The 18022-nt window shown below is 73.0% G+C and carries 15 protein-coding genes and 2 pseudogenes; 10 read left to right on the top strand and 7 right to left on the bottom strand.

The window, feature by feature from the left end:
- Positions 1-130: 130 nt before the first annotated feature.
- On the bottom strand, positions 131-403 hold the full coding sequence (locus AB0O67_RS09030; RefSeq protein WP_365447759.1) for a GlsB/YeaQ/YmgE family stress response membrane protein: 273 nt from the start codon (positions 401-403) through the stop codon (positions 131-133).
- Between the two features lie 283 nt (positions 404-686).
- Here AB0O67_RS09030 and AB0O67_RS09025 point away from each other — a divergent pair, with 283 nt between their 5' ends.
- From AB0O67_RS09025 to sthA, 3 genes are all read left to right on the top strand, one after another.
- Positions 687-1778 carry a PP2C family protein-serine/threonine phosphatase gene (locus AB0O67_RS09025; protein ID WP_365447751.1) on the top strand — a complete coding sequence of 364 codons (1092 nt, stop codon included), beginning with the start codon at positions 687-689 and terminating at the stop codon, positions 1776-1778.
- A 176-nt stretch (positions 1779-1954) separates the two neighbouring features.
- A complete protein-coding gene (locus AB0O67_RS09020; protein WP_365447749.1) occupies positions 1955-2161 on the top strand; it encodes a hypothetical protein in 207 nt (68 codons plus the stop codon).
- Positions 2162-2373: 212 nt separating this feature from the next.
- Positions 2374-3777 (top strand): Si-specific NAD(P)(+) transhydrogenase, encoded by a 1404-nt coding sequence (gene sthA, locus AB0O67_RS09015; RefSeq protein ID WP_365447747.1) that lies wholly within the window; start codon positions 2374-2376, stop codon positions 3775-3777.
- Positions 3778-3799: 22 nt separating this feature from the next.
- Here the strand turns inward: sthA and AB0O67_RS09010 are convergent, their stop codons facing one another.
- Complete coding sequence (locus AB0O67_RS09010) at positions 3800-4294, bottom strand: DUF5709 domain-containing protein (protein ID WP_365447745.1); 495 nt, start codon at positions 4292-4294, stop codon at positions 3800-3802.
- 410 nt (positions 4295-4704) lie between these two features.
- Here AB0O67_RS09010 and AB0O67_RS09005 point away from each other — a divergent pair, with 410 nt between their 5' ends.
- From AB0O67_RS09005 to AB0O67_RS08995, 3 genes and pseudogenes are all read left to right on the top strand, one after another.
- A complete protein-coding gene (locus tag AB0O67_RS09005; protein WP_365447743.1) occupies positions 4705-6177 on the top strand; it encodes an APC family permease in 1473 nt (490 codons plus the stop codon).
- Positions 6178-6188: 11 nt separating this feature from the next.
- On the top strand, positions 6189-7142 hold the full coding sequence (locus tag AB0O67_RS09000; protein ID WP_365447741.1) for a hypothetical protein: 954 nt from the start codon (positions 6189-6191) through the stop codon (positions 7140-7142).
- A 49-nt stretch (positions 7143-7191) separates the two neighbouring features.
- Positions 7192-7545: pseudogene (locus AB0O67_RS08995) on the top strand (Type 1 glutamine amidotransferase-like domain-containing protein); the annotation flags it as partial.
- A 239-nt stretch (positions 7546-7784) separates the two neighbouring features.
- Here the strand turns inward: AB0O67_RS08995 and AB0O67_RS08990 are convergent.
- The 3 genes from AB0O67_RS08990 to AB0O67_RS08980 all read right to left on the bottom strand — a co-directional run bounded on the left by AB0O67_RS08990 (position 7785) and on the right by AB0O67_RS08980 (position 12039).
- Positions 7785-8777, bottom strand: coding sequence for a lysylphosphatidylglycerol synthase domain-containing protein (locus AB0O67_RS08990; RefSeq protein ID WP_365447739.1), 993 nt, complete (start codon positions 8775-8777; stop codon positions 7785-7787).
- Positions 8778-8959: 182 nt separating this feature from the next.
- Positions 8960-11302, bottom strand: coding sequence for a glycosyl hydrolase family 65 protein (locus AB0O67_RS08985; RefSeq protein ID WP_365447737.1), 2343 nt, complete (start codon positions 11300-11302; stop codon positions 8960-8962).
- Positions 11299-12039, bottom strand: coding sequence for a beta-phosphoglucomutase family hydrolase (locus AB0O67_RS08980; RefSeq protein ID WP_365447735.1), 741 nt, complete (start codon positions 12037-12039; stop codon positions 11299-11301). The genes AB0O67_RS08985 and AB0O67_RS08980 overlap by 4 nt, the downstream gene beginning before the upstream one ends.
- A 112-nt stretch (positions 12040-12151) precedes the next feature.
- On the opposite strand from AB0O67_RS08980, the gene AB0O67_RS08975 reads away from it, so the two are divergent.
- Positions 12152-12814: a nucleoside/nucleotide kinase family protein gene (locus tag AB0O67_RS08975; RefSeq protein WP_365447733.1), complete on the top strand. Its 663-nt coding sequence runs from the start codon at positions 12152-12154 to the stop codon at positions 12812-12814.
- On the opposite strand, the gene AB0O67_RS08970 is transcribed toward AB0O67_RS08975, so the two are convergent.
- Both AB0O67_RS08970 and AB0O67_RS08965 read right to left on the bottom strand, forming a co-directional pair.
- A complete protein-coding gene (locus AB0O67_RS08970) occupies positions 12811-13128 on the bottom strand; it encodes a hypothetical protein (protein ID WP_365447731.1) in 318 nt (105 codons plus the stop codon). The genes AB0O67_RS08975 and AB0O67_RS08970 overlap by 4 nt on opposite strands.
- Positions 13106-13328 (bottom strand): annotated as a pseudogene (locus AB0O67_RS08965) (hypothetical protein); the annotation flags it as partial. The gene AB0O67_RS08970 and the pseudogene AB0O67_RS08965, both read right to left, overlap by 23 nt.
- A 300-nt stretch (positions 13329-13628) precedes the next feature.
- Here AB0O67_RS08965 and AB0O67_RS08960 point away from each other — a divergent pair.
- From AB0O67_RS08960 to AB0O67_RS08950, 3 genes are all read left to right on the top strand, one after another.
- On the top strand, positions 13629-14552 hold the full coding sequence (locus AB0O67_RS08960; RefSeq protein WP_365447729.1) for a MurR/RpiR family transcriptional regulator: 924 nt from the start codon (positions 13629-13631) through the stop codon (positions 14550-14552).
- Positions 14553-14860: 308 nt separating this feature from the next.
- Positions 14861-15241 (top strand): hypothetical protein, encoded by a 381-nt coding sequence (locus tag AB0O67_RS08955; protein WP_365447727.1) that lies wholly within the window; start codon positions 14861-14863, stop codon positions 15239-15241.
- 230 nt (positions 15242-15471) lie between these two features.
- A complete protein-coding gene (locus AB0O67_RS08950) occupies positions 15472-18012 on the top strand; it encodes a SpoIIE family protein phosphatase (RefSeq protein ID WP_365447757.1) in 2541 nt (846 codons plus the stop codon).
- Positions 18013-18022: the final 10 nt, after the last annotated feature.

The raw sequence follows: 18022 nt of genomic DNA, 5'->3' as shown, positions 1-18022 counted from the left end.
GAGGGACCAGCGCGCGGCTCGGGACACGGACGCGGACACAGCCGCAGACGAGGAAGAGCCCGAAGACGAAGACCGTGCCCCCCGCCTGTGGGGCTCCCGGGCCGCGGCCCGCTCCTGCCGCGGTCAAGCCCTACGCGTGCGAACGCCGCCCGCCGGTGACGGCCCGGTAGAGCACGAGCAGGATGAGCGAGCCGACGATCGCGGCGATCCAGGTCGACAGGTCGAAGAACCCGTCGATCGAGTCGACGCCGAAGATGACCTTCCCCAGCCAGCCGCCGAGCAGACCACCGGCGACACCGATCAGCATCGTGATGATGATCCCGCCCGGGTCCTTGCCCGGCAGCAGCAGCTTGGCGATCGCACCGGCCAGAAGCCCGATCAGGATCCAGGCGATGATGCCCACGTCTCCTCCACCCATCCGTCGGAATTGTGTTCCCCTTCCGAATGCGCGGAAAAGCTGTTGTCAAACCAGAAACAGGACGACTCACCCACGGGTTTCAGCCGTCGACCAGCGGAACCAGGCCCTGTCACCCTCGATGTGCGGCAGGAAGTCGGCCACCGGCCACTCCGGCGAGGAGAGCGAAGCCTTCTCGCGCCGCCGGCACGGCACCCGGCACCCGCACCCCGGCCGACGTGCGGCGCCAGACCGGGCGTAGCAGCGTGGTGGTGTGGATACGGCGCGCGTGATGTCACCGCTCCGGCGCCCGGACCGGCGGGGCTGGCTACGGGGCGCGCCGCCGCCACGCTGGGTGCGGGTGCTGCCGATCGTGCTGATCGCCGGCGTGACAACGGCGACAACCCTGAGCCACGATCCGCTCGACATCGGTTTCCTGCTCGGCGCCATCCCTCCGCTGGCCGTCCTGTCGTACGGGCCGCTCGGGACGGCGCTGCTCGGCGGGAGCGCGATCGTGCTGCTGAACATCCCGGCGCTCCAACTGGACCGGCCCGGCGACACCGACCTGTGGACGATCGGTTTCGTCGCCTTGCTGAGCGTGTTCGTCTCCTTCGTGCGCAGCCATCGTGACGCGCAGCTCGACCTGGAGCGCACCATCGCCGAGGCCGCGCAGCGCGCGCTGCTGCCGCCGCTGCCCGAGGCGGTCGGCCCGGTGCGCTGCGCCGGCCTGTACCGGGCGGCGCAACGCGGGACGCTGGTCGGCGGGGACTTCTACGACGTGCGGGACGGGCCGTACGGGGTGCGTGCCGTGCTGGGCGACGTCCAGGGACACGGTCTGGCGGCGATCGGCACGGTGGCCTCGCTGCTGGGTGCCTTCCGGGAGGCCGCGCTCGACCAGCCCGACCTGGAGTCGGTGGCCGGCCGGCTGGACCGCCGACTGACGCTGGACGTGGCGGAGAAGCGGCACGCCGATCTCTTCGCGACCGCCGTGCTGCTGGAGTTCGCCCGCGACGCGCGGTCCGTCCGGGTGGTGGCCTGTGGGCATCCGCCACCGGTGCTGCTGCGCGGGGGCACGGCCACGGACGTCGCGGTCGAGGCGTGCACGCCGCTGGGGCTGGGTATCGGCGGCACCCTCGCGCAGCGCGGGGGGACCGTCCCGCTGGAACCCGGCGACCGCCTGGTCCTGGCCTCGGACGGGCTCTTCGAGGCCCGTGACCCGGCCGGCGTGTTCTACCCGCTGACCGAGCGGCTGGCGCTGCTCTACGGAGACGGCCGCCCCGGGCTGCCCGACCGCGTGTGGGAGGACCTGCTCCGGCACACCCGGAGCATCCACGACGACGTCACGATCCTCGTCCTCGCTCCCGGGGCGGCGCGGCCGCGCTGACTCCACCGCTGTCGACATGCCCGGCCGGGCGGCGTGCGCACGCGCTCACGATCACGAGCGGGGGCCCGGTGATCCCGCTTCCGGATGCAGGGTGTGCTCGGGCGATGAATGGTGTAAGTGGACCCGATGACCTCACCGGGTCCGCAGCAGAGCCTCGGACCGGAGGAGCAGAGATCATGTCGACGCCACAGCCCGACGCGTCCCGGACGTCCGCGGACAGCGTCACCCCGGACGCCCTCCTCCACCCCCGTACCGGCACGGACGTGTCGCCGGAGGACGTGGTGCTTGCCTCGGGCAAGGACCTCACACCGAAGAACCTGGAGTGGGCCCGGCGCAAGCTGGCCCAGGAGGGCGACGCGGCGCTCGACAAGCTGCTGCCCTAGACCCTGCGCGCGGACGACGGGAGTTCGACCGGCCCGGCCGCGCACCGTGAGGGTCCGCGGGCCCGACTCCCCCACGGCTCGCGGGAGTTGGCATACGCACCGCGGAGGTCTTCGCGGTGTCCTGTTCCCGCGCATCGGAGGATGCCGTGCGGGGCCTTTCACCGCGGTCCCGCCCTTACGGAGACGCCCTGTGGGCTGTCACACTTCCGAGGGTGCCCGACTTCGACATGCTCGTCCTCGGATCCGGTCCCGGTGGCCAGAAGGCCGCCATCGCCGCGGCCAAGCTGGGCCGCCGGGTCGCCGTCGTCGACCGCCCCGACATGGTCGGCGGGGTCTCCATCCACACCGGCACCATTCCCTCCAAGACGTTGCGCGAGGCGGTGCTCTACCTCACCGGTCTCACCCAGCGCGACCTGTACGGGCAGAGCTACCGCCTGAAGGAGGACATCACCGTCGCCGACCTGATCGCGCGCACCCAGCACGTAGTCGGCCGCGAGGTCGACGTCATCCGCAACCAGCTCTCCCGCAACCACGTCGCCCTGTTCGCCGGCACCGGCCGTTTCACCGACCCGCACACCGTGGCCCTGCAGGAGGTCACCGGCCAGGAGCGGCGGATCAGCGCCGAGCACATCGTGATCGCCACCGGCACCCGGCCCGCCCGGCCGGACAGCGTGGAGTTCGACGGCCGCACGATCATGGACTCGGACAACGTCCTCGCGCTCGAACGCGTCCCGCGGTCCATGGTCATCGTGGGCGCGGGGGTGATCGGCATGGAGTACGCGAGCATGTTCGCCGCCCTCGGCAGCAAGGTGACCGTGGTCGAGAAGCGGGCCGCGATGCTCGACATGTGCGACGTCGAGGTCGTCGAGTCGCTCAAATACCACCTGCGGGACCTGGCGGTGACGTTCCGGTTCGGCGAGACGGTCGCCGCGGTCGAGCGGCATCCCCGGGGCGCACTCACGGTGCTGGAGAGCGGCAAGAAGATCCCCGCGGACGCGGTGATGTACTCGGCGGGCCGGCAAGGTCTCACGGACGGCCTCGACCTGGACAAGGGCGGACTGAGCGCCGACGCGCGCGGCCGGATCACCGTCGACGAGCACTACCGCACGCAGGTGCCGCACATCTACGCCGTCGGCGACGTCATCGGCTACCCGGCGCTGGCGGCGACCGCGATGGAGCAGGGCCGGGCTGCGGCCTACCACGCCTTCGGGGAGCCGGTGGGGCAGATGCACAACCTCCAGCCGATCGGCATCTACACCATTCCGGAGATCAGCTTCGTGGGGCGGACCGAGGACCAGCTCACCGAGGACCGGGTGCCGTTCGAGGTCGGCGTCTCCCGCTACCGGGAGCTGGCCCGGGGCCAGATCATCGGCGACTCGCACGGCGTGCTGAAGCTGCTGGTCTCGCCCGAGGACCGCAGACTGCTCGGCGTGCACTGCTTCGGCACGGGCGCGACCGAGCTGATCCACATCGGGCAGTCCGTGATGGGGTGCGGCGGCACCGTCGACTACCTGGTCGATGCAGTATTCAACTATCCGACGCTGGCGGAGTCCTACAAGGTGGCTGCCCTGGACGCCACGAACAAGCTGCGCCAGATCGACCGGATAGCCGACTGATCCGGCACGGCCGCCCGGGCGTTCACATGCGGTCCTCGTCCACCACGTGCACGGCGGCCTCCTCGGCGCCCGCCGCACCGGCGTCGATGCCCATGTCCTCGGCCACGGCCTCCTTCGTCGTGTCCGGATGCGCCCCCTCGTCGGGGGCCGTCAGACGCCCGGCGCGCTCACTGCCCGCCTCGGGGTCGACGGGCTCGCCCGCGCCGTCGGCCAGGTCGCCGATGCCGTCCCCGGCGGGCTCGTCCCCGTCGGGCCGCTCCTGGGCGAGGCGCTGGTCGAGGGTCTCGCCGGTGTGCTGTTCGGCTGCCGTGGTGCCGTACTTGGTCACGCCCAGGGGCTTCTCCGGCGGCGAGTAGCCCTCGTCCAGGGTGTCGTCGTACGTGCGCTCGTCGACGGCGTCCTGGAGGTCGAGGGGCGCGGCGTCCTCCTGCTCCTCGTTGGTCCCGGTGGGCTGGTAGACGTCGTCGGCCGTCGCGTCGCCCGTCTCCGGCTCGGGGCCGGTTTCCGCACTGCCCATGGCTGCCTCCCTGTCGCGCTGCGCCGACCCGTCGATCTCGGCGTCGGTCCCTGTCCGCGTTTCCCGCAGGGCGCGCTCCAATCACGCTTCCGGGGGCGGACCGCACGGCGACACACCGGTTCCGCTTCGTGGGAGACAAGGTCCCTGACAGGCGCAGGAGTTGGCGTAGCGGCAGTCCGCGGGATTTCCGCAGAGGTCAATCTTGCATGGCCGACGCGCGGGACTATCATCTCTCGCACACACGGTGTGACCGTCTGACGACGGGGCGGCCGACACCGCCCACCCTCTCGTTCCTCGCCGCCCCGACCCGAGGTCATCCCTCTTCGGCCGAAGGCGGGTTCACCCCCCACACCACAAACGCCGCCGGGGCGTTCCGTCCTGGTCGCGTGCAAGGCGAAAGCAGCGCAGGCATGAGCAAGAGCACGGGCAGAGGGCTTCAGGCAGGCGCCCTCGGTACGTTCGACACCGTGGTGATGGCGGTCGCGGGCAGCGCGCCGGCGTACTCGCTGGCCGCGACCACTGCCGTTCTGTTCGGGGCGGTGGGGCTGGCGGGTCCGGCGGCTCTGCTGTACTGCGCGATCCCCATGCTGGGCATCGCACTGGCGTTCAGCTATCTCAGCCGTATCGACGTGAACGCGGGCGCCAGTTACTCATGGGTGGGGCGGACGCTCCATCCGTTCCTGGGGTTCATCAGCGGCTGGGCGCTGGTGGTGTCGGCGACCATCTTCATGGTGGCCGGGTCGCTGCCCGCCGGGGCGATGACCCTGGCCCTCTTCGACGAGGACCTGGCGAACGACACGGCGCTCGCCTCGGTGGTCGGCGCGGGCTGGTTCCTGGTGATGCTGCTGGTGGTGCTGGGCGGCGCCCGGCTCACGGTGCGCGCGCAGCTGCTGATGTCGGGTGTGGAGCTGTTCATCCTGGCCGTGTTCGCGGTGCTGGCACTGCTGCACTCGGACAACGCCCGCGCCTTCGAATGGTCCTGGCTCGGCTTCAGCCACTTCGACGGCCTGTCGGGCTTCGCGTCGGGCGCGCTGGTCGCCGCGTTCTACTACTGGGGCTGGGACGTCGCCTGCAACCTCAGCGAGGAGACCCGTAACAGCCGCCGTACCACGGGCCTGGCGGGCCTGATCGGTATCGGGATCGTCTTCCTGCTGTTCATGGTCTTCACCATCGCGGTCAACATCGTGCTCTCCACCCGGCAGATCGAGGAGAACGGCGCCGACGTGCTGGCGGTGCTCGGCGACGAGATCTGGCCCGGGTGGGGCGGCAAGCTGATCGTCGCGGCGGTGATGCTGTCCACCATCGCCACTCTGGAGACGACGCTGATCCAGGTGACGCGGTCACTGTTCGCGATGGGCCGGGACCGTACGATGCCGTCCGCGCTGGGCCGGGTGCACCGCCGGTGGAACACGCCGTGGGTGGCGATCGCCGTGGTCGGCGCGGTGGCGCTGGCGATGTTCGTCGCCGCGAACGCGCTGGGCTCGGTGGGCGACATCCTGTCCCAGGCCATCTCCGCGATCGGACTGCAGATCGCCGTCTACTACGGCCTGGCCGGGCTGGCCGCGGTCGTCGCCTACCGCGGGATGCTGCTGCGCTCGCCGACGCACTTCGTGCTCGGCGGGGTGTGGCCGCTGCTCGGCTCGCTCTTCATGTTCTGGATCTTCGTCGAGTCCCTGGGCGAGTTGAGCGCGGCGGCGATCGCGATCGGCGTCGGCGGGCTCGCCGTGGGGCTGGTCCCGATGCTGTGGTACTGGCACCGGGGCAGCGACTACTACCGCCCGGAGCGGCTGGACGCGACCCGCGCCATCGCGCCGGACTACCCGCCCGGCGGCCGCACCACCGCTGACGCCCGCAGCCACGAGGGTCTCTCCACCGACTTCTGAAAGAGACCCCGATGGCGCGCGACCGCTTCGCCCCCGAGTTCGACCCCGACTGCGGGGACGCGGACCTCACCGCGGCCCGCCACGACATCGTCATCGGCCGCTGGCAGGGCCTGCGCGAACTGCTGCGGTCCACCGGCTCCGACTGGCCCCTGCGGGGGCACCGGGTACGGCTGCTCGCCCAGGCCTGTGCGGACAGTTCGGCGGTGGAGTCCTGGCTGGCCGCCGAACCCAACAGCGCGGACGCGCTGGTGTTGCGGGCCGCGACCGAGACGGCCCGGGCGTTCAACGTGGCCATCGCGGCGGGCCGGGGCGTGCCGATCGAGCGGGAGCGCGTCGACGGCACGGTACTGGCGTGCCTGCGCGCCACGGAGGCCGGCCCGGCGGACCCGACGCCGTGGGTCTCGCTGATCTCTGTCGCCCGCCTCTACCCGCAGGGGGTCCGCCGAGGCGAGCTGGCCCGCTGGTGGGCCGAGTTGCACCGGCGCGACCCGTACAGCATCGAGGGCCACCTCCAGGTCCTGCACTACTACTCCTCGCGCTGGCACGGCACCCACGGCCTGATGTACGACTTCGCCCGCGACGCCGCCGGAGTGGCCCCCCCGGGCTGCGCGCTGCCGGTGCTGGTGCAGTACGCCCGCGTCGAGGAGTTCCGATACGCCCTGGACGCCGCCCGGGGCCGGCACTCCTCTGTCGGTCTCGGGCAGCACTGGGACCACGACGGTGCCGTCAACGACGTACGCCGCACCTGGCAGCGCTGGATCCGGGAACGCCCGGACGTCCCGGTCGGCCCGGTCGAGCTGCGCGACCTCAACTACCTGGCGCACGCCGCCTGTCACGCCGGCGCCACGGACGTCGCCACCGGACTGCTGCGCCTGCTCGGCCGCCGCTTCACGCGAACTCCCTGGTCGTACACCGGAGATCCGGTGAGGGAGATCTCCAAGTGGCGGGGCCAGCTGCGGCCCTGAGCACTGGCACACTGGGCGCTTTCTTCTGCCACGCCCAGGAGGCGTGCCCGTGACCGACACCCGCCCAGGTCGTCTGGCGCTGCTCGGCGGAGGTTTCCCCACCGACGAGGACGGGCTGCTGGACGACTGGGTGCTCGGCCACGCCCGCACGTCCGGGCCGAAGGTCTGCTTCGTCCCCACCGCGAGCGGCGACGCGCCCGCCTACGTGGAGCGGTTCCTGGCCGTCTGGCGCACGCACCACGTCGACCGGCTGCTCACGGAGGCCGGCGACGGCGGCACCCTGCTGTGCGGGATCAGCGCCGGCGCCAACTGCTGGGCCGAGGGCTCGCACACCGACTCCTTCGGCCCGCTCACCTTCCTGCCGGACGGCCTGGGCCTGCTCCCCGGCTCGGTCTGCCCGCACTCAGACCATGGGTCGGGTGCGGCGCGGCGCGACGGTCTCCTGGGTGGCTCATCCGTCCGTTCGCCCGGCCCGCGGGGAAGCCGTCACCGGTGACGAGGGTGCGGACACGGCTGCCCGTGGTCGGCCCGCCGGTCGGAGCCGCCGCGGCCGCGAGGAGGTCCGCGCATCCGAGCCGGCGGTCGGGGCCCGGCGGCCGGGGACCTGCCTGTCCCCGTCGCGTAGGAGACGCCCCGGCCGGCTCAGAGTGCCTTGCGCCGGATCAGCACCACCAGCACCAGCAGACCCGGGATCAGCGGCACCCACACCGTCAGCAGCCGGTAGCCCAGCACCGCGGAGGCCGCCGCCGCGCCCGGCGCTCCGGCGGCCGTGAGGCCGAAGGCGAGGGCCGCGTCGAGGGAGCCGATGCCGCCCGGGGTGGGCAGCAGGGCGGCGGCCCCGCTCGCGGCCAGGTAGACGAGGGCCACGCCGGCCGGGTGCAGGGTGAGGCCGACGGCCTGGGTGACGGCGATCAGCACCCCGGCGTGCAGCACGGCGAACGCGAGCGAGCCGCCCCACAGCGCGGCCGCCCGGATTGGCCGGGCGTGGATCGCCCGGACGTCCGCCAGGAGCGTTGCCAGGGTGCGCCGCCACGGGAGCCCGAGCCGACGGGCGAGCAGCGCGGCGAGCCCGGCCACTCCGAGGGCGGCGGCCAGGTAGCCGGCGGGGACGTGCGGCAGCCGCAGGACACCGGGGCAGGCCAGGACGAGTACGGCGGTCAGCGCGCCGCGCACGGCTCCGCCCGCCGTGGCCTTGACGGCGAGCGCGGTCGCGGAGCGGGCGGCGGTGAGCCCGCAGCGCATGAGGAACCGCAGATTCACCAGACCCGCGCCGAGTCCGGCCGGCAGCACGTGGTTGGCGGCCGAGGCGGCGAACTGCGCGGCGACCAGCCGCCTCCTGGGCAGCATCCGGGGAACGGCGCCCTGCTGCGCGAGCGCCGAGCACGGCCAGGTCACGGCGACGGCGGCGGCGCCGGCGAGCAGCCAGCCAGGATCGGCGACGGCCAGCCGATGGGCGCCGGTCGCCAGCACGGGCCAGTGCCGCCCGGCCAGGCAGGCTGCGGCGAACAGCACCACCACGGTCAGGAGGGTCTGCCAGTAGGGCCTCCGGCGAGCGGACGCCGGGGTGTACGACTCGGGCGTCGCGGTGGGGAGGGAGACGTCCCGGGCGCGGGGGACGCTCGCGCTCTCGGCCATGATCCGGGCCCCTCCCCCACGGCTCACCGGGTTGCTGACGCCCCCGCCGGTCGGCGAACGAGGGCGGAAATCAGGGAAAACAACCAAAAACTAACTCACGGAAGCGCGCCGCGCAGCGCCCGGACCGGCCGGGTGCGCGTCGGGTCGCGCGGCCGTAACCGGGCAGGCCGCCCGCGAACGGCTCAGCGGGCGTTCGGAACACGGTGCGGGGGCTGCTTCGGCGCCGGGCGTGTGGGCGTCGGGGGGACCGTGCGGACGGCGGGCGTGTCGGGGCCGACCTTCAGGGATTCGCCGTGGTGACCGATCGTCAGGGACGCCCCGGACAGCAGGGTGTACGTGGCCTTGTCGGGGGCGATCTCCACGCGCAGCCGGCGGTCCAGTAGCTGGATCGTGAACGCCAGCCGGCTGAACTGCTCGGGCAGGCGGGGCGCGAACCGGAGCGTGTCGCCGTCGCGGCGCATCCCGCCGAAACCGGCGACCAGCGCCGTCCACGTACCGGCCAGCGAGGCGATGTGCAGTCCGTCGCGGGTGTTCTGCTCCAGGTCGGCCAGGTCCATCAGGGCCGCCTCGACGGTGTAGTCGTAGGCGAGTTCGAGATGGCCCGCCTGGGCGGCGATGACGGCCTGGACGCAGGCGGAGAGCGAGGAGTCCCGCACCGTCAGCGGCTCGTAGTAGGCGAAGTTGCGGGCGATGTGCTCGTCGTCGAAGTGGCTGGAGCAGGTGTACATCGCGAGGACCAGGTCGGCCTGCTTGACGACCTGCTTGCGGTACAGGTCGAAGTAGGGGAAGTGCAGCATCAGCGGGAACTGGCCGGAGCCGGTGGCCGCGAAGTCCCAGCGTTGGTGGCGGGTGAAGCCCGCGTGCTGCTCGTGCACCCCGAGGCCGGCGTTGTAGGGGATGTGCATGGCGTGGGCAGCGTCCCGCCAGGCGGCGCTCTCCTCGGCGTCCACGTCCAGGCCCGCGGCCCGTTCGGGGTGGCGCTCCACGGCGGCCGCGGCGGCCAGCAGGTTCGCCCGGGCCATCAGGTTGGTGTACGTGTTGTCGTCGGCGATCGCGCTGTACTCGTCCGGGCCGGTGACCCCGTCGATGTGGAAGGCGCCCCGCGGGTCGTGATGACCGAGCGTGCGCCACAGCCGGGCGGTCTCCACCAGCAGCTCCACCCCGGTGTCGCGCTCGAAGTCGCGGTCGCCGGTCGCCGCCACGTACCGGACCACGGCGTCGGCTATGTCGGCGTTGACATGGAAGGCGGCCGTACCGGCGGGCCAGTACGCCGAGCCCTCCGAGCCCTCGATCGTCCGCCACGGGAACGCGGCGCCGCGCAGGCCGAGCTGGGTGGCGCGTTCGCGGGCGGCGGGCAGGGTGGTCTGCCGCCAGCGCAGCGCCTCGACGACGGCCCCGGGCTCGGTGTAGGTCAGCAGGGGCAGGACGAAGGTCTCGGTGTCCCAGAAGGCGTGACCGTCGTAGCCTGACCCCGTCAGGCCCTTCGCGGGGATCGCCCGGCCCTCCGCGCGGGCGCCGGCCTGCAGGACGTGGAAGAGCGCGAAGCGGACCGCCTGTTGGATCTCCTCGTCGCCGTCGACCTCCACGTCGGCCCGCGCCCAGAAGTCGTCCAGGTACGCCTGCTGTTCGTCGAGCAGCCCCTGCCAGCCGCTGTGCGCGGCCGCCGCCAGCGCCGCCTCCACCTGGTCGCTCATCGCGGGCCGGGAGCGGGCGCCGGACCAGCCGTGCGCGACCAGCTTCTCCACCCGCAGCCGCTGACCGGGGTCGAGCACGGAGGTGACGGTCAGCCGGGACACGTCCACGTTGCTCTCGCTGCCGGTGGTGGTGCGTTCGGGGCCGGTCACCACGTGGTCGGCGGCGACGGCGACGCGCAGGCCGCTGCGCCGGGTGCGGTGCACCAGTCGCAGCCGGGCCCCGTCGGCGAAGTCCTCCTCCGGCTCCAGCGGCGACTTCAGCGCCCTGGCGGCGCGCGGGTCGCGGTTCGGCTCGGGCAGGCTCTCGTTGGCGACGAGCTCCGACTGGATCACCACCCGCGTACGGCTGTCGACGGGCTCCACCTCGTACGCCACGGCGGCGATCGCCCGTTGGGTGAGCGACACCAGCCGGGTCGAGCGCACCCGGACCGTCGAACCGGCCGGCGAGGTCCACTCGCAGACCCGCTCCAGCACGCCCCGGCGCAGGTCCAGGGTGCGTTCGTGAGCGACGAGCCGCCCGTAGCGCAGGTCGAACGGCTCGTCGTCCACGAGCAGCCGGATCACCTTGCCGTTGGTGACGTTGATGACCGTCTGGCCGGACTCCGGATAGCCGTAGCCGGCCTCGGCGTACGGCAGCGGGTGCACCTCGTGCACCCCGTTGAGGTAGGAGCCGGGCAGACCGTGCGGCTCGCCCTCGTCGAGGTTGCCGCGCCAGCCGACATGGCCGTTGGACAGCGCGAACACGGACTCGCTCTGTGCCAGCACGTCAAGCCTGAGGTCCGTCTCCCGCACCGTCCACGGCTCGACGGTGTACGCCCCCTGTGTGATCACTCCTTGCCCCCCAGTTCGGCGAGATCCCGTACGACCCGGTCCGCGCCGTGCGCGTACAGGGCCTCGGCTTGACCGGCGCGGTCGAGTCCGACGACGTAACCGAAGCTGCCCGCCCGGCCCGCGTCCATGCCTGCCAGCGCGTCCTCGAACACGGCCGCCTGCCGGGCCTCGACGCCGAGATCGCGGGCGGCGGCCAGGAAGGTGTCCGGGTGCGGCTTCCCGGGCAGTCCGCGCTCCGCCGCGACGACGCCGTCGACCCGGACGTCGAACAGGTCCTCGGCGCCGATCGCGCGCAGCACGTCACGGCAGTTGGCGCTGGACGAGACGATCGCGGTGCGCAGGCCCTGGGCGCGGGCTGCCTCGATGTAGCGCAAGGTGCTGTCGTAGGCCTCGACACCACCGGTGCGGATCTTGTCCAGCAGGAGGTCGTTCTTGCGGTTGCCGACGCCGTGCACGGTCGGGGCGTCGGGCGGGTCGCCGGGGGTGCCTTCGGGCAGCTCGATGCCGCGCGAGGCGAGGAAGGTGCGCACGCCGTCCGCGCGCGGGAGGCCGTCGACGTACTCGTCGTAGTCGGCGACGGCGTCGAACGGCCGGAAGCCGTCGCCCTCGCGTTCGCGCAAGAGGGCGTCGAACGTCTCCTTCCAGGCGGCGGCGTGGACAACGGCCGTCTTGGTGACGACCCCGTCGAGGTCGAAGAGGCAGGCCAGGATGTCTTCGGGAAGACCGAGTTCCGTCATACAGGTACGGTTTCCCGGCGCGGCGGGGTCCAGTGGGTGGCGCGGACCACACCGGCCGTACGGGAGCCCCCTGTTCGGGAACGAGTGGCGGCCGGGTGACACACTCTGAGGTGTGCCGGTGACCTTCGACGACCTCCTCGCCCGCGCCCGTGACCTCACGGCGGACCGCCGCCGGGCCGTCCTCGGCATCGCCGGCAGCCCCGGCGCGGGCAAGACGACCCTCGCCGAGCGGCTCGTGCGGGAGCTGAACGGCTCCGGCCGGCCATGGGTCGCCCACGTCCCGATGGACGGTTTCCACCTCGCCGACGCCGAACTCGACCGGCTCGGCCGCCGCGACCGCAAGGGCGCGCCCGACACCTTCGACGCGGCCGGGTACGCCGCCCTGCTGCGGCGCCTGCACGAGGACGGGGACGACGTGGTGTACGCGCCGGGCTTCGAGCGCGTCCTGGAGCAGCCGATCGCCGGTGCGATCCCGGTCCCGCCGGAGGCCCGCCTGGTGGTGACCGAGGGCAACTACCTGCTGCTCGACTCGGGTGCCTGGACGCGGGTCCGGCCGGAGCTGGACGAGGTGTGGTTCTGCGAGCTGTCCGAGCCGGAGCGGATCCGCCGCCTCGTCGCCCGGCACGAGGAGTTCGGCAAGGGCCACGAGGAGGCGGTGGCGTGGGTCATGGGCACGGACCGGCGCAATGCCGAACTGGTGGCGACGACACGGGACCGTGCCGACCTGGTGGTGAGCGCGGACCAGCCCGGACCAGGAGGGACCAGGAGGGACTAGCAGGGTTCCAGCGTCAGCTCCGGTGTGCCATGGGCGTCGGCCGCCGCGTCGCCGATCAGGGCGGTGAACGCCTCGGTGCGGACCGTCGGACCGCGTGGGCCCTGCTCGGAAGGCAGGCGCGTACGGGCCGATCCGACTCCCGTAGCGCACGGCGAAGACATCCGGGTCCGCCCCGCCGGTGCCCCTGGGGCCGGGTCCGCCTCCGGCGCCGTCGAGGAGACCAGGTGACGCCAGCCCTCGTCGGGGTTGCCGAAGACGGGCCCGCCGATGTCGAAGCCGCCGCCGGTGAGGACGGGCGTCGAGATGGCGGGCAAGCGCGTCGCCGTCCTCGGCGAAGACCTCCTCGCCGCTGACCCGGTGGGCCTGCGAGGAAGGACAGGGAGATCGGGCCGTAGTTGTTGTCGTACGCCCCGCCGTGCTCGGGCGGCAGCAGGGCACCGCGGGCGCGGACCCGGCGGGCGCGGATCTCGTGGTCGTACAGGCTCATCGCGCGCAGCCGGACCGCCTTGCCGTCGTGCAACGGACGGTGCTGGTACGGAAGGTGCACGTCCGTCAGCCTTTCCGCGCGGCCGCCCCGGTGAATGCGGGAGGGGACGCCGGCGCCGTCGTCCACCTGCCGGGCCCGGCACGGCGGGCGGGGCCGTGTCCCTCGCGCGCGGGCTGCCCGTGAGCCCCTGGAACAGGGGGCGGGAGGTGGTGGCGGGAGGCGGCGCACCGCACCGTTGCGCGTGCCCCCGGTGACCGGTGTGCACCCCTGATCGCCACGTTGTGTGAGCTATGTTGAAGCTTCGTGGGAAGCAAAGGAGGCGCACCGGTGCCATCGCCGCAACAGGCACGCGCACAGGCGTCCGCCATCACGTCGGGGAAGGGCGCACCGGAGGCAGAGGCCGCCCCGGCCTACCAGCTCAGGGCACTCTTCGACCGGCCCCGGCTGTCTCCGGGGCAGCGGCGCATCGCCCAGTACCTGATCGAGCACATCACCGAGGCCGCGTTCCTGCCGATCACCGAGCTCGCCGATCGGGTCGGGGTCAGCCAGCCGTCGGTGACGCGGTTCGCGGCCGCCGTCGGCTTCAGCGGTTACCCCGCGCTGCGGGAGAAGCTCCAGGCCATCGCCCTCGGCACCCTGGCCGGTGGCCCCGCGCCCGCCGAGGAGGACCGCGGCAACGAACTCCAGGCGGCGGTCGACGCCGAGATCGAGAACCTGGAGAACCTCCGCCGTGACCTCGCCGACCCCGGCCAGGTCGTCGAGATCGGCAGACGGCTGTCGGAGTCGGCCCCGCTGACCGTGCTGGGCCTGCGCATCTCGGCCTCCCTCGCGGAGTACTTCGCGTACGCGGCCCGCCGTATCCACCCGGACGTACGGCTGGTGACGCGGGGCGGCACGGTCGCCTACGACGCGCTGCTGCAGGCCCGCGAGGCAGGGGGCACCTGGGTGCTGGCCTTCTCGCTGCCCCGGCACGCCCATGAGACGCTCGCCGCCGTACGCCTCGCGCGCGGCGCCGGGCTGCGCGTCGCGCTGCTCAACGACCTGGCGTTCGGGCCGCTCGCCGAGGAGGCCGACGTCACCTTCGCCACCGGCATGGGCTCGCGGCTGGTCTTCGACTCCTACGCCGCGCCCGGTGTGATGGCGGCGGCGCTGCTCCAGGCCATGACCGACGCCGATCCGGAGCGCACCCAGGCCCGGCTGGAGGCGTACGAGCAGATCTCCGACCAGCACCAGTTCTTCCTGCGGGACTGAGCCCGCGCCCACCTGAACGACATTACAAAGGGACCTTTCATTTCAAAGCGCGCATGAATGTTTTCATACGTCTTGCAAAGCGAACGGCATATATAAATACTGCTCGCGGATCCGCACCGCCCGAGGAGAGACGACCATCCGCTCATGCACAGGCCGACTCCCCGGGGCACCCGCACGAACACCCGAAGCCGATGTCCCCTACCCGCATCGGTGCCCTGGGTGTTCGGTAGGGGCGGTCCCGGCTATCCCCTAGGCCGGGACCGCCCCACCACCGTGGACCACCTCCGCACCGCAGCACACCGGAAGCGATGATCATGCCCCTGACCTCCATGCGCACCAGCCCGGACTGGCCCTGCCAGGTCAAGGCCCCTGGCAGCTACGACTGGGAGCGCTCGGCGGCCAAGTGGCTGCGCGAGCTGGTACCGGCCCGGTACGCCGGCTACCCGGCGCTGATCCGCCACCCCGTGCTGCTCGCCCGGCACGCGCAGATCCAGGTCCAGCAGGAGATCCGGGTCGCCCGGACCGCCCTGCAGACCGCCCGCGCCGATCTGCCGCGGCTGGGTATGCCGGAGTCGGTCATCGAGCACACGATCAAGCTGTACGCCGCCGAGGTGCTGCAACTCCAACACATCGCGCGCAGCGTACGGGCGGTCACCGACGCGCTGGTGGAGTACAACTCGGGCCGCTGAAGGCCGCTTTCGGGCGCGCTCCCGGAACCCGCCCCGACCTGGCGTGCGCCCGGCAGCACACCAGGTGCTCCCCTTCGCCGGACAGGCGCCGTCGGCCATGGCCACGGCTTGCCCTTTCGAGTGGATTCCCTCCGGCCGACCTTGCGCTCTCAGGGGGGTCCCTGTGCGATGCTCGACCCGTGACGAGCGACCCCGCGATCCCGGCGGAGAACGGCACCGGGTCCCACACCATCGCACCGGCCGGCGCGGCACCCGGACGGCGCTCCGAGCTGGAGCGACTGCGGGACCTGGCGGCGCCCTCGGCCGTCCTGGAGCGGGCCAAGGGCGCGGTCATGGCGCTCACCGGATGCTCGGCGGAGGCGGCACACGAAAAACTACTGGGACGCGCGAGGGCCGGCGGCCGGACGCTGATCGAGGAATGCCGGATCACCCTCGGCGGCGACTCGTCCCCCCGGACGGTCCCGGCCCAGGAAGGCCCGAGGCCGAGGCCGAGAACCCCGGACGAGCGGGGCACCTCCGTATCCGACCAGCCGGACGCCCCTGTGTCCCACGAGCCGGACACCCCTGTACCCGGCGGCCTGAACGCCGACGTCCCCGGCGGCCGAGACGTCCCTGCTCCCGACGCATCGGCCGGCCCCGTCCCCGCCACGCCTGACACCACCGTCCTCGCCACCTCCGACGCATCGGCCACCCCCACCCCCGCCCCGCCCGGCGCTCCCCTCCCCGGCCCCACCCGCGACCCCGCCGACGACGCCTCCGCGCCCCTGGGCCGGGTGGGCGCGGCGCTCGCCGGGGTTCGTACTCCGCAGGAGCTTGCCGGGTGCCTGCTGGAGCATCTCGCCGGCACCGTCGGCGCCGACGCGGTCATGATCTTCGCCCGGCTTCCCGCCGACGGTCTCGAACTGGTCGGGCACGCGGGCATCGACGCCACCCTGGCCGCACAGTGGGGCCATGTGCCGCCGCTGACCGGCGTCGCCGCGCTGGAGACGCTGCGCACCCGCGAGGCGCGCTGGCTGGAGGACCTCCCGGCGGACCGGAAGCGGTTCCTGCTCATCGGGAACCCGCCCGAGCGCTGGCGGTCGCGGGCCTGGCTGCCCGTCGACGCCGCCGAGATCTCCATCGGCGTCCTGCGCACCCACCCCGGCCCGTTCACGCCCCGCGCCCGCGACCATCTGCGGGCCGTCGTCCGGCTGTGCGCGAGCCGGCTGCGGGCGTTCGACGCCGCCCCGCAACCCGCCGCCGAGGGCTTCGCCCAGACCGTCCAGACGGTGCTCGACACCCTGCCCGGCGCGGCGATGCTGCTCACCCCGCTGCGCGCTCCCTCGGGCGACGTCGAGGACTACCGCATCGACGCGGTCACCCCGGAGGCCGTCGACGTCGTCGGGCGCACCGGCCGTGAACTGGTCGGACTGCGCATCCTGGAGTGCTGGCCGCCGATCGCCGACGAGTCGCTGTGGCAGCGGTGCCAGGACGTGCTCGGCGCCGGAAAGCCGTACGAGGGCGAGCCGCTCGCACACCAGGACGTGGTGGCGGGCGGCTCCGAACCGTCCACCTACTCCGTCCGCGTCGCACGGCTGGGCGAGGGCCTCGTCGTCAGCTGGGTCCGGCACGACCCGCCGGACCGCCAGGAGCAGCGGCTGGCGGACGTACAGCGGCTGGGCAACCTCGGCTGGGCCAGCTGGAACCTGCCGACCGGCGACGTCACCTGGGCCGACCAGGTCTTCACCGTCCTCGACCGCGACCCCGCGGACGGCCCGGTGCGGATTTCCGACCTGCCCGGCCTCGCGGTGCCGGAGGACGTACCGGTCCTGACCCGCGCCATCAGGGCACTGGTGCACGAAGGGCGGCCGGCCGACGTGCCGTTCCGGATCCGGACGGCGCGTGGCGTGCGTCATCTGCGAACGGTCGCCGAGGCGGTGGCCGACCTGCACGGCACGCCCGTCGAGGTGCACGGCTTCCTCCAGGACCTCACGGCGCGGCGCAACGCCGAACTGGCCCTGGTGGAGAGCGAACAGGAGAACCTCACCCAGCACGGAGCGCTCCAGGCCGAACGGGCGCTGGCCGCCCGGCTCCAGCACGCGCTGCTGCCCCTGCCGGACAAGCCGCTGCAACTGGCCGGGCTGCGGGTCGAGGTGACGTACCTGCCCGCCCAGTCGGGCATCCACGTCGGCGGCGACTGGTACAGCGCCATCGAACTGCCCGACGGCACCGCCCTGTTCGTGGTGGGCGACGTCGCCGGTCACGGCATGGACGCGGTCGCCACGATGGCCCAGCTCCGGTTCACCGCCAAAGGCATGGTCATCACCGGCTCCTCCCTGACGGGTGCCCTCAGCCGGCTCAACACCCTGCTGCTGCACTCCCGCGACCCACACGGCACGGCGACCATGGTGCTGGCCCACTACCACCCGGACGAGCGCCGGCTGGTCTGGGCCCAGGCCGGACATCCCCCGCCGCTGCGCTTGCGCGCCGGTGAGGTACAACGGCTCGGCCGGCCCGGCGGGATGCTGCTCGGCGCGAGCACCACGCCGGTCTTCGAGCAGGCCGAGACCCGACTGGAGCCCGGCGACCGGCTGTTGCTGTACACGGACGGTCTCGTGGAGCGCGCGTCGGAGGTCATCGACCTCGGTATCGAGCGGCTCGCGCGGGCCCTCGTCACGCACCACACCGAAGAGCCCGGCTCACTCGGCCCGCTGCTCGCGGCCGTGCTGGAGGAGGACCGGCGCGACGACGTCTGCGTGGTGGACATCCGCGTGCCGACCGACGGCGCCTAGCCCCGTCCGA

This window comes from Streptomyces sp. NPDC086077, assembly GCF_040686175.1.
GTDB lineage: Bacteria > Actinomycetota > Actinomycetes > Streptomycetales > Streptomycetaceae > Streptomyces.
This window is presented reverse-complemented; position numbering and strand designations above follow the sequence as displayed.